A 15,131-nucleotide genomic window follows, 5' to 3' on the forward strand; every position below is an offset into this window, starting at 1 on the left:
AGCGCGGCTAGGGAATGGCGAACCGGGACGGGTCAGCGCAGAACGAAAGGCACGAGACGTACGGGAGGAGTTGGAGCGAACAGGCGGGTACGGACGGACATCGGGGATCACCATTGTTGTTGTGTACAGCCGATCTATTGCCGGCAGTTGGGGGCGATCCTAGACGCGTAAGCTTTCAGCCAGCTTTCGCCGGCAAAACAGTCAGTGTGGGCAAGACGCGCGGTCTTCAAGCTTGTGCAGGTCAAAATCTATCAAGGGGCAAGCCCCTCCCACCTTCACGGCAGTTCGAGCCCGCCCGCCGCTTTGTGCAGTTTGCGCAGATGTTCACCGACCTGCTTGAGGTTGGCTTCACACGCGGCAATCTCGGCGGCGCGGGATGGTTCAAGCAGCGCCCTCACCTCTTTGTCCAGCTCACCGGTCAGTGACTGGAGCTGCTTTTGGCGTTCGGCGCTTTCTGACTCCAGGCGTTCGGCTTCCGACGGTTGCGGCAGGCCATAGCCTCCGGCGCCGAGCAGTTCGGCCGGGCGACTGAGAAAGCCGCTGTTGGCGAGGATCTGTTGCAGCGTGGCATTGGCTTTCTCCATGCCGCCATTTTTCAACTCGCGGGCACCGAGGTAGCGTTGCTTGACCTCATCCTGGGCCAGCATCAGCTGTTTGCGAAAACTGGCCTGTTCCAGCAGCAGCAACGCCGCGCTGGTGCGCAGATCGGCCTGGTCGAACCATTGGCGACGTTGCGCCGCGTCCAGCGCCAACCAATCTTCAACCTGGGTCTGTTTGATCGGTAGATGCTTGCGCAATACATCGAACATCGCCTGATAGCGTTCGCGGAACGAGTCGAAGTGATAGCCCAGGCGCAGCGCTTCGCGTTTGTCGTCCAGTACGCTGGTATCGGCCAGGCCGCGAGCCTGCAGCACTTCCAGCAGACCATTGGGGGTGATGTTGTCCAGGCCGGTCAGTTGCGGGTTGGCGCTGCCGCTGCGCAACAGCTTGAGGCTTTCGACGGCGCAGTTGTTGGACAGGAAGAAATAGTTTCCGTCGTAGCTCCAATGCATTTCAGCGGCGTGCTCGACGGTTTCGTTGATCTCCTGGCGCGACAATTTCAGCGGGACGGAGGCCAGGCCGCGCAGCTCAGTCTTGGTGTATTCGTCGATGACCTGGGCCAGCGGCAATACGAACAGGCGCGACGGGTATTTGCCCACCAAGCCGTCCCAGCTCGACAGCTGCACGTCACCGACGAAGGCGCGGTAGGACAGCACCAGGTGCTGGTCCAGGTCCAGCCGACAATCGGGCCCGCGCGGCCGGCCGGGGGCGCAGATCACCAGCCGCAGCATGCTGTGGCCCCAGCGGCTTACCAGGTTCTGGTTGGCTTCGGCCAGCAGATAGTCAATCTGGTACACCCGCTCGGGATCGATATGGCCCAGCGGCGTCTTGGCGAAATCATTGCCGGCATTGAGAAACGCGTACGTCTTGGCGCACGCGTCCTGCTCGGGCGGCGTCCAGCCGAAATGGTCACGGTAATAGCGGAACAACGCCGGGCGGCGGCAGGCGTAGCTCGGGTCGAGGAGGAAGTACTCCATGTTGACCGCGACGAACTCCAGTGGGCTGGTGGTTTCGTAGAGGTCCGGGCTGCGCACGACCTGGCGGTTGTGCTGCTCGCGCTCGCCGCGCCGGCCGACGTATTGCGGCCAACCGGCGAGGTCGAGCAATCGAGGATCATCGCTGAGGGTAAAGCGCCGGTCGTTCTGGCCCCGGCACTGATCCGGCAGGCCGATCACGCCAGTGATGCCGTTCTGGCGGCTGCAGCGCTGGATCAGCGCGCGTTCGTCTTTGGACCACAGGCGCGCGCGATCATAGATGTGGGTCAGTTCGTGCAGAACCGTGGCGAGCATTTCCCGGCGCACCGTACCGTGGGGACGATTGGTTTGACGGGCGGCGGCGCTGCCGTCGGTCAGGCTGGTCAACAGGTTGCGGTTGAGGTCCAGCTCCGACACCAGAGAGGCCTGGCCGTAGGCGTTGCCGGGCATTTTGTCGGTCCAGCCGACATCGATGCGCCGGTCCAGTTGCTCGATAAAGCGCGGTGGCAACGCGCGCATCGCCTCATCGAGCAAAGCCTGGCTGGCTTGTTGCTCAGCCGGGCTCAAGCCATCGGACTTGAGCCGCAGCTGCAGGCTGGCCTGCGCTGCGCCGGTACACAGCAGCACAGTCCCGGCCAGCAGCCAGGCGGCGAGGCGCCTCACAGTGCGAGGATGGCTTCGGCGAGAGTCTGGTCAGTGGCATCGCGAGCTTCCGGCACGCGGGTGCGCAGGGTATCGAAGGCGGCTTCAAGTTGCGCGCCGCGGATCTCACCGTTGGTGGCAACAAAACTGGCGGCATCATCGTGGGCTTCGCGCACGACTTTGGAGTCGCGGATTGAGGTGGTGGTGTCCGAGGTGAAATCAATGGTGCGGCCAAAGGCGCGAACAATGATGTTACTGGTGGCCACCAGCGTGTGTGCCTGGGCAACATCGGCCAATAACAGCAGGCCAAGGGTGGCGGCGATCAGCGGGCTACGCATGGGATGACTCCGAAATACAAAGATGTTTATTGGACGAGTATTGCTTGCGCCAGTTCACGGTCGCTGGCGTTAAGTTTTGGCTGGGTGCGGCGCAGGTAATCCAGCGCTGATTCCAGCCTTGCTCCCCGCCATTGGCCGTCAGTGGCGACAAACACGGCAGCATCATCCTGGGCTGCCATCAGCAACTTTCTATCGAAGGGCGCGGAGGTCACCTTGCTGGTGGCAAAGGCGCTCGCGACAGTGCCTTGAAGGGTCACGTCAAAGGCCGATGCCAGAGGCGACCAGCTCGCTGAAAACAACACAGGGACAAGGAACAGTCGGTATGAAAAAGCCATGGGACTCGACAACTGGAAACGAGCGCCAAGGCTAGCGCAATGCCCGGACGAGAGCCAGCGCGGAGGCGTCCGGGAGCGGCTCGCGCTCCCTTGCCCGTTGCCTCAAATGGCCAGGATGGCCTGGGCCAGCTGTGCGTCAGTTGCGGTGTTCAATTGCGGGGCTTGTTGGCGGATCTGGGCCAGAGCGCTTTCCAGCTTCACTCCACGAATGGCGCCTTCGCTGGCGACAAAGCTGGCGGCGTCGTCACGGGCGGCGCGTACCACCTTGTTGTCGCGCAGGGATGACGTGGCATCGGAGGTGGCGTCGGAGGTGGCTTTCAGCGCGCCGACAATGGAGTCGGTGGTCACGATGAAGCTGCTAGCGTTGGCGGTGGCAGCCAGGGTCAACAGCGCAGCGGCACTAAGAAGGCGAAGACGGGGCATGGGGTGACTCCTTGGGTGAACGGATAAAGTGGTGCAGAACAGCCTTGGGGATCAGACGCCTGCTCCCCGTGCTTCGCCACTTGGTAGCGGGATATTAAGCTGCCGTTTATGCGTTCGGATAGCGTCTTGACTGCCTAGTCACGCCAAAAAGGCTTGGACAGCTCGGCCATGCGATCTCCTGGCGTAATGCCTGCATCGGCCAAGTCCCGCAAATCAAGCTGAGTTAACTGACGTCGACCTTGAGCACGCAGGGCCCAACGGCCTAGAGCCTCGACGAAGCGCAGTGCCAGCCGTTTATATAAAGCGGGTTGGAAGTTCATCTGTGTGGCCTCGATTCTGGTCTGGCACACCAGAATGGCTGAGCTGGTTTAACCAATACAGATACAACGGCACTGAATTGTACTTATCATCTGTTGGATTATTTTAACTGTACTGGTCCTGCGCTGCGGGTTCTGTTTTTCGTCGCAATCGAATCCCGGAAACGACAAAGCCCACCTCCGGTTTCCCGGGGCGGGCTTTGTTTTGTTCAATCTGGTTGCTGGCAGTGGACCGTTCAGGTCAGGGCCAGCGAGCGCTCATCAGCGCCAGAACGGCTTGCTCAGCTCTTCGTAGCGTTGTGCTTCGCTGATACCGGCATCAGCCAGCAGGCGCGAATCCAGACGAGCCAGTTGGTGGCGGCTGGAGATGCGACGTTGCCACAGCATCAGGTTGGCCAGAACGCGCAGAGGCAGAGCGGCTTGGTTGTTTACGGCTTTTTCAGAGAACAGTTCGGAACTGAGTGTACGTTCCATGATGGCATCCTTCCGCTTGTGGCGGGATTAGGTAGTGGTTTAACTGATGCCAATGATCCTCCTGCGGCGCAACACTCTCTAGATACAGTTCACTTGTATTGTGAGGGGCCAGTTAACTGTTTATAGGGGCTGTACTGTACGGAAACGGGGCAACTGTACCTGTCTGCACTGAAGTAGTGCGAAATAGTCGGTTTCGAGTGACTGTGTCAGCTATTTCCCTAGGAAAAGACCGGTACAGCAGTACAGTTTTTTCAGGAATGGCGCGGATTACTGCAGGGCTGATGAAACTGTATTTGCACCAGCCCGCATCTGTATGAATCAAGCCTTTAGCATATGCCCGGTTTCTTCCAGATTGATGTGCCAGCTCAGTGCCTCGCGCAGGATATGCGGGGTGTGTCCGCCGAGTGTGCAGGCGGTCTCGAAGTAAGTGTTCAGCGCATCACGGTACGCTGGGTGCACACAGTTATCGATGATCACTCGCGCCCGTTCCCGTGGCGCCAGGCCGCGCAGATCGGCCAGGCCGACTTCGGTGACCAGGATGTCCACATCATGCTCGGTGTGGTCCACATGGCTGACCATCGGTACCACGCTGGAAATCGCGCCGCCCTTGGCGATGGATTTGGTCACGAAGATCGCCAGGTGCGCATTGCGCGCGAAGTCACCTGAGCCGCCGATGCCGTTCATCATCCGCGTGCCGCAGACGTGGGTGGAGTTGACGTTGCCATAGATGTCGAACTCCAGGGCTGTGTTGATGCCGATAATGCCCAGGCGTCGCACCACTTCAGGGTGGTTGGAAATTTCCTGGGGACGCAGCACCAGTTTGTCCTTATAGCGCTCCAGGTTGCCGAACACGTCGGCATTGCGCCGTTGCGACAGAGTGATCGAGCTGCCCGAGGCGAAGCTCAGCTTGCCGGCGTCGATCAGGTCGAATGTCGAGTCCTGCAACACTTCCGAATACATGGTCAGGTCTTCGAAAGGCGAGTCGATCAAGCCGCACATCACAGCGTTGGCGATGTTACCGATGCCCGCTTGCAGCGGCCCGAGTTTGTTGGTCATGCGCCCGGCGTCCACTTCCTGCCTGAGGAAGTTGATGAGGTGGTTGGCGATGCCTTGGGTGTCGCTGTCGGGCGGGGTTACGGTCGACGCTGAGTCCGCCTGATTGGTGATGACGATCGCGACGATCTTCTCTGGCGGAATCGGGATTGCGGTGCTGCCGATACGATCGTCCACCTTTACCAATGGGATCGGCGTGCGGGTTGGACGGTAGGTCGGAATATAGATGTCGTGCAGCCCTTCCAGATTCGGATTGTGCGCGAGGTTGATCTCGATGATCACCTGTTTGGCGAAAATTGCGAAACTGGCTGAGTTACCCACCGACGTGGTGGGCACGATGTGGCCTTGCTCGGTGATAGCGATGGCTTCGATCACCGCAATGTCCGGCAGCTTGAGTTGATTGTTGCGCAGTTGCTCGACGGTTTCCGACAAATGCTGATCGATAAACATCACCTGGCCTGCGTTGATGGCCTTGCGCAAGGTGCTGTCGACCTGGAATGGCATGCGCCGGGACAACACACCGGCTTCGGTCAGTTGCTTGTCCAGGTCATTGCCCAGGCTGGCGCCGGTCATCAGGGTGATTTTCAGCGGGGAGGTCTTGGCCCGTTCGGCCAGGGCGTGGGGGACGGCCTTGGCTTCACCGGCGCGGGTGAAGCCGCTCATGCCGACGGTCATGCCGTCCTCGATCAGTGCGGCGGCGTCTGCCGCGCTCATGACCTTGTTCAACAACGAAGGCAAGCGGATACGATCACGGTACATGAATGGTTATCTCGGGCTACGGAAGCAAGGTAGGCAGTGTAGTGATTTCAAAAAAATTCGGCCCGCTACCATGGTCGAATGCAAGCTAGCGATTTAGAGCCTTTGGTCGGGTTTCATCCCGCAATAAAAAACCCCAGCCTATGTCGCGCCGGGGTTTCGAGTATTGCGCTGGAGCAGTGTTACTCGACGGCTTTGACCATGTCTTCGATGACCTTTTTGGCGTCACCGAACACCATCATGGTCTTGTCGAGATAGAACAGCTCGTTGTCCAGCCCCGCATAGCCGCTGGCCATGGAGCGCTTGTTGACGATGATGGTCTTGGCCTTGAAGGCTTCGAGGATCGGCATCCCGGCAATCGGCGATTTCGGATCGTTCTTCGCGGCCGGGTTGACCACGTCGTTGGCACCCAACACCAGCACTACGTCGGCCTGGCCGAACTCGGAGTTGATGTCTTCCATCTCGAACACCTGGTCGTACGGCACTTCCGCCTCGGCGAGCAACACGTTCATGTGTCCGGGCATGCGACCGGCCACCGGGTGGATCGCGTATTTCACCGTAACACCGTGGTGAGTGAGTTTCTCGGTCAACTCTTTGAGCGCATGCTGCGCCCGCGCCACCGCCAGGCCATAGCCTGGCACGATGATTACGGTGTCGGCGTTGGTGAGCAGGAAGGTGGCGTCGTCTGCCGAACCGGATTTCACCGGACGCGCTTCCTTGGAGCCAGCGGCCGCACCGGCGTCTGGCGTATTACCGAAGCCGCCGAGCAACACATTGAAGAACGAGCGGTTCATCGCCTTGCACATGATGTACGACAGGATCGCGCCGCTGGAGCCTACCAGTGAGCCGGCAATGATCAGCATCGAGTTGTTCAGCGAGAAACCGATGCCGGCCGCCGCCCAGCCGGAATAGCTGTTGAGCATTGAGACGACTACCGGCATGTCCGCGCCACCGATCGGGATAATGATCAGCACGCCCAATACAAACGCCAGCGCCAGCATCAGTGCGAAGGCGGTGAGGTTGCCGGTGAACATGAACGCCAGACCCAGGCCCAGGGTTGCCAGCCCAAGCACCAGGTTCAGTTTGTGCTGGCCGCCGAACTGTACCGGTGCCCCCTGAAACAGGCGGAACTTGTACTTGCCCGACAGCTTGCCGAAAGCGATCACCGAGCCGGAAAACGTAATCGCACCGATGGCCGCGCCCAGGAACAGTTCCAGGCGGTTGCCGGCAGGAATCGCATCGCCAAGGTGTTTGACGATGCCCAGGGATTGCGGCTCGACCACGGCGGCGATGGCGATAAACACCGCGGCCAGGCCGATCATGCTGTGCATGAACGCCACCAGCTCCGGCATCTTGGTCATTTCTACCCGCTTGGCCATGATCGAGCCGGCGGTGCCACCGATCAGAAGGCCGACGATCACATAGCCGATGCCGGCAGTGGCCAGCTCAGCGCCGAGCTTATAGATGAGGCCCACGGTGGTAAGTACGGCCAGCGCCATGCCGAGCATGCCGAACAGGTTGCCGCGACGCGACGTGGTGGGGTGCGACAGCCCCTTGAGGGCCTGGATGAAACAGATCGACGCGATCAGGTACAGCGTCGTGACGAGATTCATGCTCATGACTTCGGCGCCTCTTCTTTTACTTTCGGGGCTTTCTTCTTGAACATTTCCAGCATTCTGCGGGTGACCAGGAAACCTCCGAACACGTTGACTGCGGCCAGGGCCACCGCCAGGGTGCCCATGGTTTTGCCCAGCGGCGTCACGGTGAGGGCGGCAGCCAGCATGGCGCCGACGATCACAATGGCGGAAATCGCGTTGGTCACCGCCATCAATGGAGTGTGCAGCGCGGGCGTGACGTTCCAGACCACGTGATAGCCGACATAGATCGCCAGCACAAAGATGATCAGGTTGTAGATACCGGGGGAGATAAGCTCTTCCATCGTCTGAATCCCTGCTTAGGCGTTTTTGCGGATGACTTGGCCGTCGCGGCACATCAGGCACGCGGCGACGATGTCGTCTTCGAGGTTGATTTCGAACTGCCCTTCCTTGGTGAAGACCAGCTTCAGGAAGTCCAGCAGGTTGCGCGCGTACAACGCAGACGCATCGGCAGCGACGGCCCCGGCCAGATTGGTTGGGCCGCAAATGATCACGCCGTTTTCCACCACGACCTGGTCGGCGACGGTCAACGGGCAGTTCCCACCCTGGGCGGCGGCAAGGTCGATGACCACCGAGCCAGGCTTCATCTGTGCGACGGTGTCGGCGCTGAGCAGCGTGGGTGCCTTGCGGCCGGGGATCAGGGCCGTGGTAATCACGATATCGGCTTGTTTTGCGCGCTCGTGCACGGCAAGGGCCTGACGCTGCATCCAGCTTGCGGGCATCGGGCGCGCGTAACCGCCGACACCGACGGCGCACTCGCGTTCTTCATCGGTTTCGTAAGGCACCTCCACAAACTTGGCGCCGAGGGACTCGATCTGCTCCTTGACGGCCGGGCGTACGTCAGACGCTTCGATCACGGCCCCCAGACGTTTCGCCGTAGCAATTGCCTGCAGCCCGGCAACCCCCGCGCCGAGGATCAGCACGCGTGCGGCTTTTACGGTGCCTGCGGCGGTCATCAGCATCGGCATGAAGCGCGGATAGTGATGCGCGGCGAGCAGCACGGCTTTATAGCCTGCGATGTTGGCTTGGGAGGACAGTACGTCGAGGCTCTGGGCACGCGAGGTGCGTGGTGCAGCCTCGAGCGCAAAGGCAGTGACACCCTGTTCGGCCAGTTTGGTAATGGTTTCGTTGCTGAACGGATTGAGCATGCCCACCAGTACGGTGCCGCTTTTGATCAGCGCGAGCTCGCTGTCGCTGGGAGCCACGACCTTGAGGATCAGCTCGGCGCCAAATGCGTCGTTGGCACTGCCAAGGGTGGCGCCTGCTGCTTCATAGGCACTGTCGACGACGCTGGCCTTGAGGCCCGCTCCGCTTTGTACAGTGACCTTATGGCCCTGGCCGATCAGCTTTTTGATGGTTTCCGGGGTGGCAGCCACCCGCGTTTCACCGGTCTGGGTTTCGAGAGGAACACCAATGTGCACGTCAAATCTCCTGCATGATCTTTTTGCTTTTGATCTTTTTGTAAAAAGGCCAGTGCACCGCGAGTGGCGCAACTGGGGCGGCCGATCAGCACGATCCCGCTGAAATGACAGCGGGGCGCGGCATTTTGCAGGCGAACTTTACGGCCTTCAAGGGATTATGACGGGTGACGAAAAATTAACTACAAGTCACCCTGTGACTGATTGTCGCAAGGCACTGGAATAACCGCTTTAAATACAAGTGATTATGGCGTTCTAGGTGTTTTTCGCGAGGATTTTTATATTTACTGTGAATAGTCGTGTATTGACTCGTCATGGTCGTTGTAAGCCATAGGAATCATGGCTTTGAGGGTATTTCGGGCCGATGAATACAGTCTGTTTAAATGCGACATATACGTACATCTGTAGGGATAAAAAATATCTGACTACAAAGTCAGTAAGCTATTGAAGTCCTTTGATTGCTGGGCTGTAGCGTTGTGACTGATCAATAAGCCAGTCTCTGAACGCGTGCAACGAGGCGGACTCGACCTTTCGGTCAGGAATCATCAGGTAATAAGCCTTGGAGCTGGTCAGTGCTTCAGGGCTTGCGATCACCAGTTGATGCTCGTCCAGCTCGCGCTGGATCAGGAACGGCGGGATCAGCGCGATGCCCATGTCATGCGTGGCGGCTTGAGACAACATCGAGAATAGCTCGTAACGAGGGCCTGTCATGTCACGGGGAACGTTCAGTTGCCTGGCACTGAACCACTGCCGCCAGGCATAGGGGCGCGTGGTTTGCTGCAGCAGCGGTAGCTCTGCGATTTCTTCGGCGCTGAACTGAGTGCGCTCGCCCAGCAACTGCGGACTGCAGACGGGCACGGGGTTCTCCCCCATCAATCGGTGCGATTCAGTGCCGGACCAGTCGGCGTCCCCGAAGTAAATGGCCGCGTCGAAATCGGTATCCGCAAACAGGAACGGCCGCGTGCGGTTGGTGAGGTTGACTGTCACTTCCGGATGCTGGCGCTGGAAGTCCTTGAGCCTGGGGATCAGCCACTGCGTGCCGAACGTGGGGACCACGGCCAGTTCAATTACGTTGGCGCCCTGCTGACCCATTACGGACAGCGTGTCGCGTTCCACCGCGTCCAGTTGCGTCGCGACGCGACGACTATAAGACAGCCCCGCTTCGGTTAGCTTCACTCCGCGTCGCGAGCGTCGAAACAGTTCGACACCTAAAAACTCTTCAAGGCTGGCGATCTGTCGGCAAATGGCGCCTTGGGTGAGGGATAACTCCTGCGCTGCCTTGGTGAAGCTCTCATGGCGAGCCGCCGCCTCAAAACTGACAAGCGCGGTCGTGCTGGGTATTTTTCTGCGCATGTACTCTGTCCTCACTCATAAAGCCGCTGGGGGCGGATTACAACTATTACGAAGTGAGAAATTAGCACAACCCTATGCATAATCCTCGTTTGCCCCGAATGGTTACCGGGCCTAGGCTTGGTCCACGACTTCCTATGTTCTTTGCGAGGACTTGACTCATGGCTGGCAAGGCAAGCTTCAACTGGATCGATCCACTGCTGCTGGATCAACAGCTCACCGAAGAAGAGCGCATGGTGCGCGACAGTGCCGAGCAATTTGCTCAGGACAAGCTGGCGCCGCGTGTACTTGAGGCCTTCCGTCATGAGCGGACTGACCCGGCAATTTTTCGCGAGATGGGTGAGACCGGTTTGCTGGGGGCGATGATTCCCGAACAGTACGGCGGCAGTGGCTTGAATTACGTCAGCTACGGCTTGATCGCGCGCGAAGTGGAACGTGTCGACTCCGGCTACCGCTCGATGATGAGCGTGCAGTCTTCTCTGGTCATGGTGCCGATCAATGAATTCGGTACCGAGGCGCAGAAGCAGAAGTACTTACCAAAGCTGGCCTCTGGCGAATGGATCGGTTGCTTTGGTCTGACAGAGCCTAACCACGGGTCTGACCCAGGCGCGATGATTACTCGCGCACGCAAGGTGGACGGCGGCTACAGCCTGACGGGCGCGAAGATGTGGATCACCAACAGCCCGATCGCTGATGTATTTGTGGTTTGGGGCAAGGACGATGCCGGCGATATTCGAGGCTTCGTGCTGGAAAAGGGATGGAAGGGCCTAAGCGCTCCGGCGATTCACGGAAAGGTCGGCCTGCGGGCCTCGATCACCGGCGAGATCGTAATGGATAACGTGTTTGTGCCTGAAGAGAACATCTTTCCGGATGTGCGCGGCTTGAAAGGGCCTTTCACTTGCCTGAATTCTGCGCGCTATGGCATTTCCTGGGGGGCCTTGGGGGCTGCCGAATTCTGTTGGCACACCGCTCGCCAGTACACGTTGGACCGTCATCAGTTTGGTCGGCCGTTGGCGGCAACTCAATTGATCCAGAAGAAACTGGCTGATATGCAGACTGAGATCACGCTGGCCCTGCAGGGCTGCCTGCGGCTGGGGCGTATGAAGGACGAAGGCACGGCTGGGGTGGAAATCACCTCGATCATGAAGCGCAATTCGTGTGGCAAGTCCTTGGATATCGCCCGCATGGCACGGGACATGCTGGGCGGCAACGGTATTTCCGATGAGTTCGGCGTGGCGCGTCATTTGGTGAACCTTGAAGTGGTCAACACTTATGAAGGCACTCATGACGTGCACGCCTTGATACTGGGGCGCGCGCAAACCGGTCTTCAGGCCTTCTATTAATAGGAGCATTGGCATGGGCGCGCTTTCGCATTTGCGGGTACTGGATTTGTCGCGGGTATTGGCAGGCCCCTGGTCGGGACAGATCCTTGCAGATCTTGGGGCTGAGGTGATCAAGGTCGAGCGGCCAGGTAGCGGTGACGATACGCGCGCCTGGGGACCGCCCTTTTTGAAGGACGCTTATGGTGAGAACACCAGTGAGGCGGCTTACTACCTGGCGGCCAATCGCAATAAAGAGTCGGTGACAATTGATTTCACTCGGCCGGAGGGGCAAAAGCTCGTACGGGATCTGGCGGCGAAGTCCGACATCCTTATCGAGAACTTCAAGGTCGGTGGTCTCGCGGCTTATGGGCTGGATTATGAATCACTCAAGGAGATCAATCCTGAATTGATCTACTGCTCAATCACTGGGTTTGGCCAGACAGGGCCTTATGCGGCGCGGGCGGGTTACGACTTCATGATCCAAGGGTTGGGCGGGCTCATGAGTCTGACGGGGCGGCCCGAGGGCGATGAAGGGGCCGGGCCTGTAAAGGTCGGAGTGGCGTTGACCGATATCTTGACGGGGCTTTACTCAACTGTCGCGATTCTGGCTGCGCTGGCGCATCGTGATCATGACGGTGGTGGTCAGCACATTGATATGGCCCTGCTGGACGTGCAGGTCGCTTGCTTGGCCAACCAGGCGATGAATTACCTGACAACTGGGAGCGCGCCAAAGCGTCTGGGTAACGCTCACCCCAATATCGTGCCCTATCAGGACTTTCCTACGGCGGATGGCGACTTCATCCTGACGGTGGGTAATGACGGGCAGTTCCGCAAATTCGCCGAGGTGGCTGGGCAGCCCCACTGGGCGGACGACCCGCGTTTCTCTACTAATAGAATGCGGGTGGCTAATCGTGCCGAGTTGATTCCATTGATTCGTCAGGCAACAGTCTTCAAAACGACGGCGCAGTGGGTGGCGCAATTGGAGCGCGCTGGGGTTCCCTGTGGGCCGATCAACGATTTGGCGCAGGTATTTGCTGATCCGCAGGTCAAGGCGCGTGGATTGGCAATGCAACTGCCTCATGCGCTGGCGGGGGTAGTGCCCCAGGTTGCCAGTCCAATACGTTTATCCAAGACGCCCGTGGAGTATCGTAGTGCGCCCCCCTTGTTAGGTGAGCATACAGTCCAGGTGCTGCAGGGCGTGCTGGGTCTTGGAGCGGAGAATGTGGCGGCTTTGAAAGATGCAGGTGTTATCTGAATCTTTCCTTCTATATAGCTAGCTAGTGTTGGTTAGTTTTTAGCCAGATATAAGTAATTGATAGAAAGAGCAAATTAAGGGTTGACGGCAGATTCCAGAAGTCTATAATTCGCCCCACTTCCGGCGCAGTCGAAACGGAAAACTCCTTGGTAAACAAAGAGTTACGCAGAATTCGACAGCGGATCGCTTCAGTTCATCGAAGCCCAGAAGGAGTTGGTAGGGCAAGGTTGTTTGGCTCTATTAACGTTTCGATCTTCTCGGTCGAAAGCGGAGAAAAAGAGGTGTTGACAGCAGCGTGTAACGCTGTAGAATTCGCCTCCCGCTAACGAGAGATCGGAAGCGCAAGTGGTTGAAGTTGTTGAAGAAATCTTCGAAAACTTCTGAAAATAATCACTTGACAGCAAATGAGGCTGCTGTAGAATGCGCGCCTCGGTTGAGACGAAAGATCTTAACCAACCGCTCTTTAACAACTGAATCAAGCAATTCGTGTGGGTGCTTGTGGAGTCAGACTGATAGTCAACAAGATTATCAGCATCACAAGTTACTCCGCGAGAAATCAAAGATGTAACCAACGATTGCTGAGCCAAGTTTAGGGTTTCTTAAAAACCCAAAGATGTTTGAACTGAAGAGTTTGATCATGGCTCAGATTGAACGCTGGCGGCAGGCCTAACACATGCAAGTCGAGCGGTAGAGAGAAGCTTGCTTCTCTTGAGAGCGGCGGACGGGTGAGTAATGCCTAGGAATCTGCCTGGTAGTGGGGGATAACGTTCGGAAACGGACGCTAATACCGCATACGTCCTACGGGAGAAAGCAGGGGACCTTCGGGCCTTGCGCTATCAGATGAGCCTAGGTCGGATTAGCTAGTTGGTGGGGTAATGGCTCACCAAGGCGACGATCCGTAACTGGTCTGAGAGGATGATCAGTCACACTGGAACTGAGACACGGTCCAGACTCCTACGGGAGGCAGCAGTGGGGAATATTGGACAATGGGCGAAAGCCTGATCCAGCCATGCCGCGTGTGTGAAGAAGGTCTTCGGATTGTAAAGCACTTTAAGTTGGGAGGAAGGGCCATTACCTAATACGTGATGGTTTTGACGTTACCGACAGAATAAGCACCGGCTAACTCTGTGCCAGCAGCCGCGGTAATACAGAGGGTGCAAGCGTTAATCGGAATTACTGGGCGTAAAGCGCGCGTAGGTGGTTTGTTAAGTTGGATGTGAAATCCCCGGGCTCAACCTGGGAACTGCATTCAAAACTGACTGACTAGAGTATGGTAGAGGGTGGTGGAATTTCCTGTGTAGCGGTGAAATGCGTAGATATAGGAAGGAACACCAGTGGCGAAGGCGACCACCTGGACTGATACTGACACTGAGGTGCGAAAGCGTGGGGAGCAAACAGGATTAGATACCCTGGTAGTCCACGCCGTAAACGATGTCAACTAGCCGTTGGGAGCCTTGAGCTCTTAGTGGCGCAGCTAACGCATTAAGTTGACCGCCTGGGGAGTACGGCCGCAAGGTTAAAACTCAAATGAATTGACGGGGGCCCGCACAAGCGGTGGAGCATGTGGTTTAATTCGAAGCAACGCGAAGAACCTTACCAGGCCTTGACATCCAATGAACTTTCTAGAGATAGATTGGTGCCTTCGGGAACATTGAGACAGGTGCTGCATGGCTGTCGTCAGCTCGTGTCGTGAGATGTTGGGTTAAGTCCCGTAACGAGCGCAACCCTTGTCCTTAGTTACCAGCACGTTATGGTGGGCACTCTAAGGAGACTGCCGGTGACAAACCGGAGGAAGGTGGGGATGACGTCAAGTCATCATGGCCCTTACGGCCTGGGCTACACACGTGCTACAATGGTCGGTACAAAGGGTTGCCAAGCCGCGAGGTGGAGCTAATCCCATAAAACCGATCGTAGTCCGGATCGCAGTCTGCAACTCGACTGCGTGAAGTCGGAATCGCTAGTAATCGCGAATCAGAATGTCGCGGTGAATACGTTCCCGGGCCTTGTACACACCGCCCGTCACACCATGGGAGTGGGTTGCACCAGAAGTAGCTAGTCTAACCTTCGGGGGGACGGTTACCACGGTGTGATTCATGACTGGGGTGAAGTCGTAACAAGGTAGCCGTAGGGGAACCTGCGGCTGGATCACCTCCTTAATCGACGACATCAGCTGCTCCATAAGTTCCCACACGAATTGCTTGATTCATTGAAGAAGACGA

The 15,131-nt window shown here is 58.0% G+C and carries 13 protein-coding genes and 1 rRNA gene; 3 read left to right on the forward strand and 11 right to left on the reverse strand.

Going from position 1 to position 15,131, the window contains the following annotated elements; translation table 11 throughout:
* Positions 1-275: 275 nt before the first annotated feature.
* The 11 genes from PSH94_RS00510 to PSH94_RS00560 form a co-directional block, all read right to left on the reverse strand.
* Complete coding sequence (locus tag PSH94_RS00510; RefSeq protein WP_305436078.1) at positions 276-2,237, reverse strand: DUF4105 domain-containing protein; 1,962 nt, start codon at positions 2,235-2,237, stop codon at positions 276-278.
* Positions 2,234-2,554, reverse strand: a complete 321-nt coding sequence (locus PSH94_RS00515; protein ID WP_181081886.1) for a DUF2388 domain-containing protein — start codon at positions 2,552-2,554, stop codon at positions 2,234-2,236. Before PSH94_RS00515 ends, PSH94_RS00510 begins: the two co-directional genes overlap by 4 nt.
* A gap of 26 nt (positions 2,555-2,580) precedes the next feature.
* Positions 2,581-2,889, reverse strand: coding sequence for a DUF2388 domain-containing protein (locus tag PSH94_RS00520; RefSeq protein ID WP_305436080.1), 309 nt, complete (start codon positions 2,887-2,889; stop codon positions 2,581-2,583).
* A 102-nt stretch (positions 2,890-2,991) separates the two neighbouring features.
* Positions 2,992-3,312 carry a DUF2388 domain-containing protein gene (locus PSH94_RS00525; protein ID WP_181081884.1) on the reverse strand — a complete coding sequence of 107 codons (321 nt, stop codon included), beginning with the start codon at positions 3,310-3,312 and terminating at the stop codon, positions 2,992-2,994.
* A 134-nt stretch (positions 3,313-3,446) separates the two neighbouring features.
* Positions 3,447-3,632, reverse strand: coding sequence for a DUF1127 domain-containing protein (locus PSH94_RS00530; protein WP_181081883.1), 186 nt, complete (start codon positions 3,630-3,632; stop codon positions 3,447-3,449).
* Positions 3,633-3,890: 258 nt separating this feature from the next.
* Positions 3,891-4,103 (reverse strand): DUF1127 domain-containing protein, encoded by a 213-nt coding sequence (locus PSH94_RS00535; protein ID WP_181081882.1) that lies wholly within the window; start codon positions 4,101-4,103, stop codon positions 3,891-3,893.
* A 318-nt stretch (positions 4,104-4,421) separates the two neighbouring features.
* Positions 4,422-5,915, reverse strand: coding sequence for an acetyl-CoA hydrolase/transferase family protein (locus PSH94_RS00540; protein WP_181081881.1), 1,494 nt, complete (start codon positions 5,913-5,915; stop codon positions 4,422-4,424).
* Positions 5,916-6,094: 179 nt separating this feature from the next.
* Positions 6,095-7,531: an NAD(P)(+) transhydrogenase (Re/Si-specific) subunit beta gene (locus tag PSH94_RS00545; protein ID WP_181081880.1), complete on the reverse strand. Its 1,437-nt coding sequence runs from the start codon at positions 7,529-7,531 to the stop codon at positions 6,095-6,097.
* Positions 7,528-7,851, reverse strand: a complete 324-nt coding sequence (locus PSH94_RS00550; RefSeq protein ID WP_124413458.1) for an NAD(P) transhydrogenase subunit alpha — start codon at positions 7,849-7,851, stop codon at positions 7,528-7,530. The genes PSH94_RS00545 and PSH94_RS00550 overlap by 4 nt, the downstream gene beginning before the upstream one ends.
* Before the next feature lie 15 nt (positions 7,852-7,866).
* Positions 7,867-8,988 carry a Re/Si-specific NAD(P)(+) transhydrogenase subunit alpha gene (locus tag PSH94_RS00555; RefSeq protein WP_266245315.1) on the reverse strand — a complete coding sequence of 374 codons (1,122 nt, stop codon included), beginning with the start codon at positions 8,986-8,988 and terminating at the stop codon, positions 7,867-7,869.
* A 438-nt stretch (positions 8,989-9,426) separates the two neighbouring features.
* Positions 9,427-10,338, reverse strand: a complete 912-nt coding sequence (locus tag PSH94_RS00560) for a LysR family transcriptional regulator (protein ID WP_181081878.1) — start codon at positions 10,336-10,338, stop codon at positions 9,427-9,429.
* Positions 10,339-10,496: 158 nt separating this feature from the next.
* Between PSH94_RS00560 and PSH94_RS00565 the strand changes: the two genes are divergently transcribed.
* The 3 genes from PSH94_RS00565 (at position 10,497) to PSH94_RS00575 (ending at position 15,068) form a co-directional block, all read left to right on the forward strand.
* Positions 10,497-11,678 carry an acyl-CoA dehydrogenase gene (locus tag PSH94_RS00565; protein WP_305436082.1) on the forward strand — a complete coding sequence of 394 codons (1,182 nt, stop codon included), beginning with the start codon at positions 10,497-10,499 and terminating at the stop codon, positions 11,676-11,678.
* Positions 11,679-11,691: 13 nt separating this feature from the next.
* Positions 11,692-12,912 carry a CaiB/BaiF CoA-transferase family protein gene (locus PSH94_RS00570; protein ID WP_305436084.1) on the forward strand — a complete coding sequence of 407 codons (1,221 nt, stop codon included), beginning with the start codon at positions 11,692-11,694 and terminating at the stop codon, positions 12,910-12,912.
* 619 nt (positions 12,913-13,531) lie between these two features.
* Positions 13,532-15,068, forward strand: a 16S ribosomal RNA gene (locus PSH94_RS00575).
* Positions 15,069-15,131: the final 63 nt, after the last annotated feature.

Source organism: Pseudomonas sp. FP2254, assembly GCF_030687695.1.
GTDB classification, from domain to species: Bacteria; Pseudomonadota; Gammaproteobacteria; order Pseudomonadales; family Pseudomonadaceae; genus Aquipseudomonas; species Aquipseudomonas quebecensis.

Bases quoted from the DNA above. Each gene is read 5' to 3' on its own strand.
- PSH94_RS00515 (WP_181081886.1), bottom strand. From the start codon at position 2,554: ATGCGTAGCCCGCTGATCGCCGCCACCCTTGGCCTGCTGTTATTGGCC.
- PSH94_RS00520 (WP_305436080.1), bottom strand. From the start codon at position 2,889: ATGGCTTTTTCATACCGACTGTTCCTTGTCCCTGTGTTGTTTTCAGCG.
- PSH94_RS00525 (WP_181081884.1), bottom strand. From the start codon at position 3,312: ATGCCCCGTCTTCGCCTTCTTAGTGCCGCTGCGCTGTTGACCCTGGCT.
- PSH94_RS00530 (WP_181081883.1), bottom strand. From the start codon at position 3,632: ATGAACTTCCAACCCGCTTTATATAAACGGCTGGCACTGCGCTTCGTC.
- PSH94_RS00535 (WP_181081882.1), bottom strand. From the start codon at position 4,103: ATGGAACGTACACTCAGTTCCGAACTGTTCTCTGAAAAAGCCGTAAAC.
- PSH94_RS00540 (WP_181081881.1), bottom strand. From the start codon at position 5,915: ATGTACCGTGATCGTATCCGCTTGCCTTCGTTGTTGAACAAGGTCATG.
- PSH94_RS00545 (WP_181081880.1), bottom strand. From the start codon at position 7,531: ATGAGCATGAATCTCGTCACGACGCTGTACCTGATCGCGTCGATCTGT.
- PSH94_RS00550 (WP_124413458.1), bottom strand. From the start codon at position 7,851: ATGGAAGAGCTTATCTCCCCCGGTATCTACAACCTGATCATCTTTGTG.
- PSH94_RS00560 (WP_181081878.1), bottom strand. From the start codon at position 10,338: ATGCGCAGAAAAATACCCAGCACGACCGCGCTTGTCAGTTTTGAGGCG.
- PSH94_RS00565 (WP_305436082.1), top strand. From the start codon at position 10,497: ATGGCTGGCAAGGCAAGCTTCAACTGGATCGATCCACTGCTGCTGGAT.
- PSH94_RS00570 (WP_305436084.1), top strand. From the start codon at position 11,692: ATGGGCGCGCTTTCGCATTTGCGGGTACTGGATTTGTCGCGGGTATTG.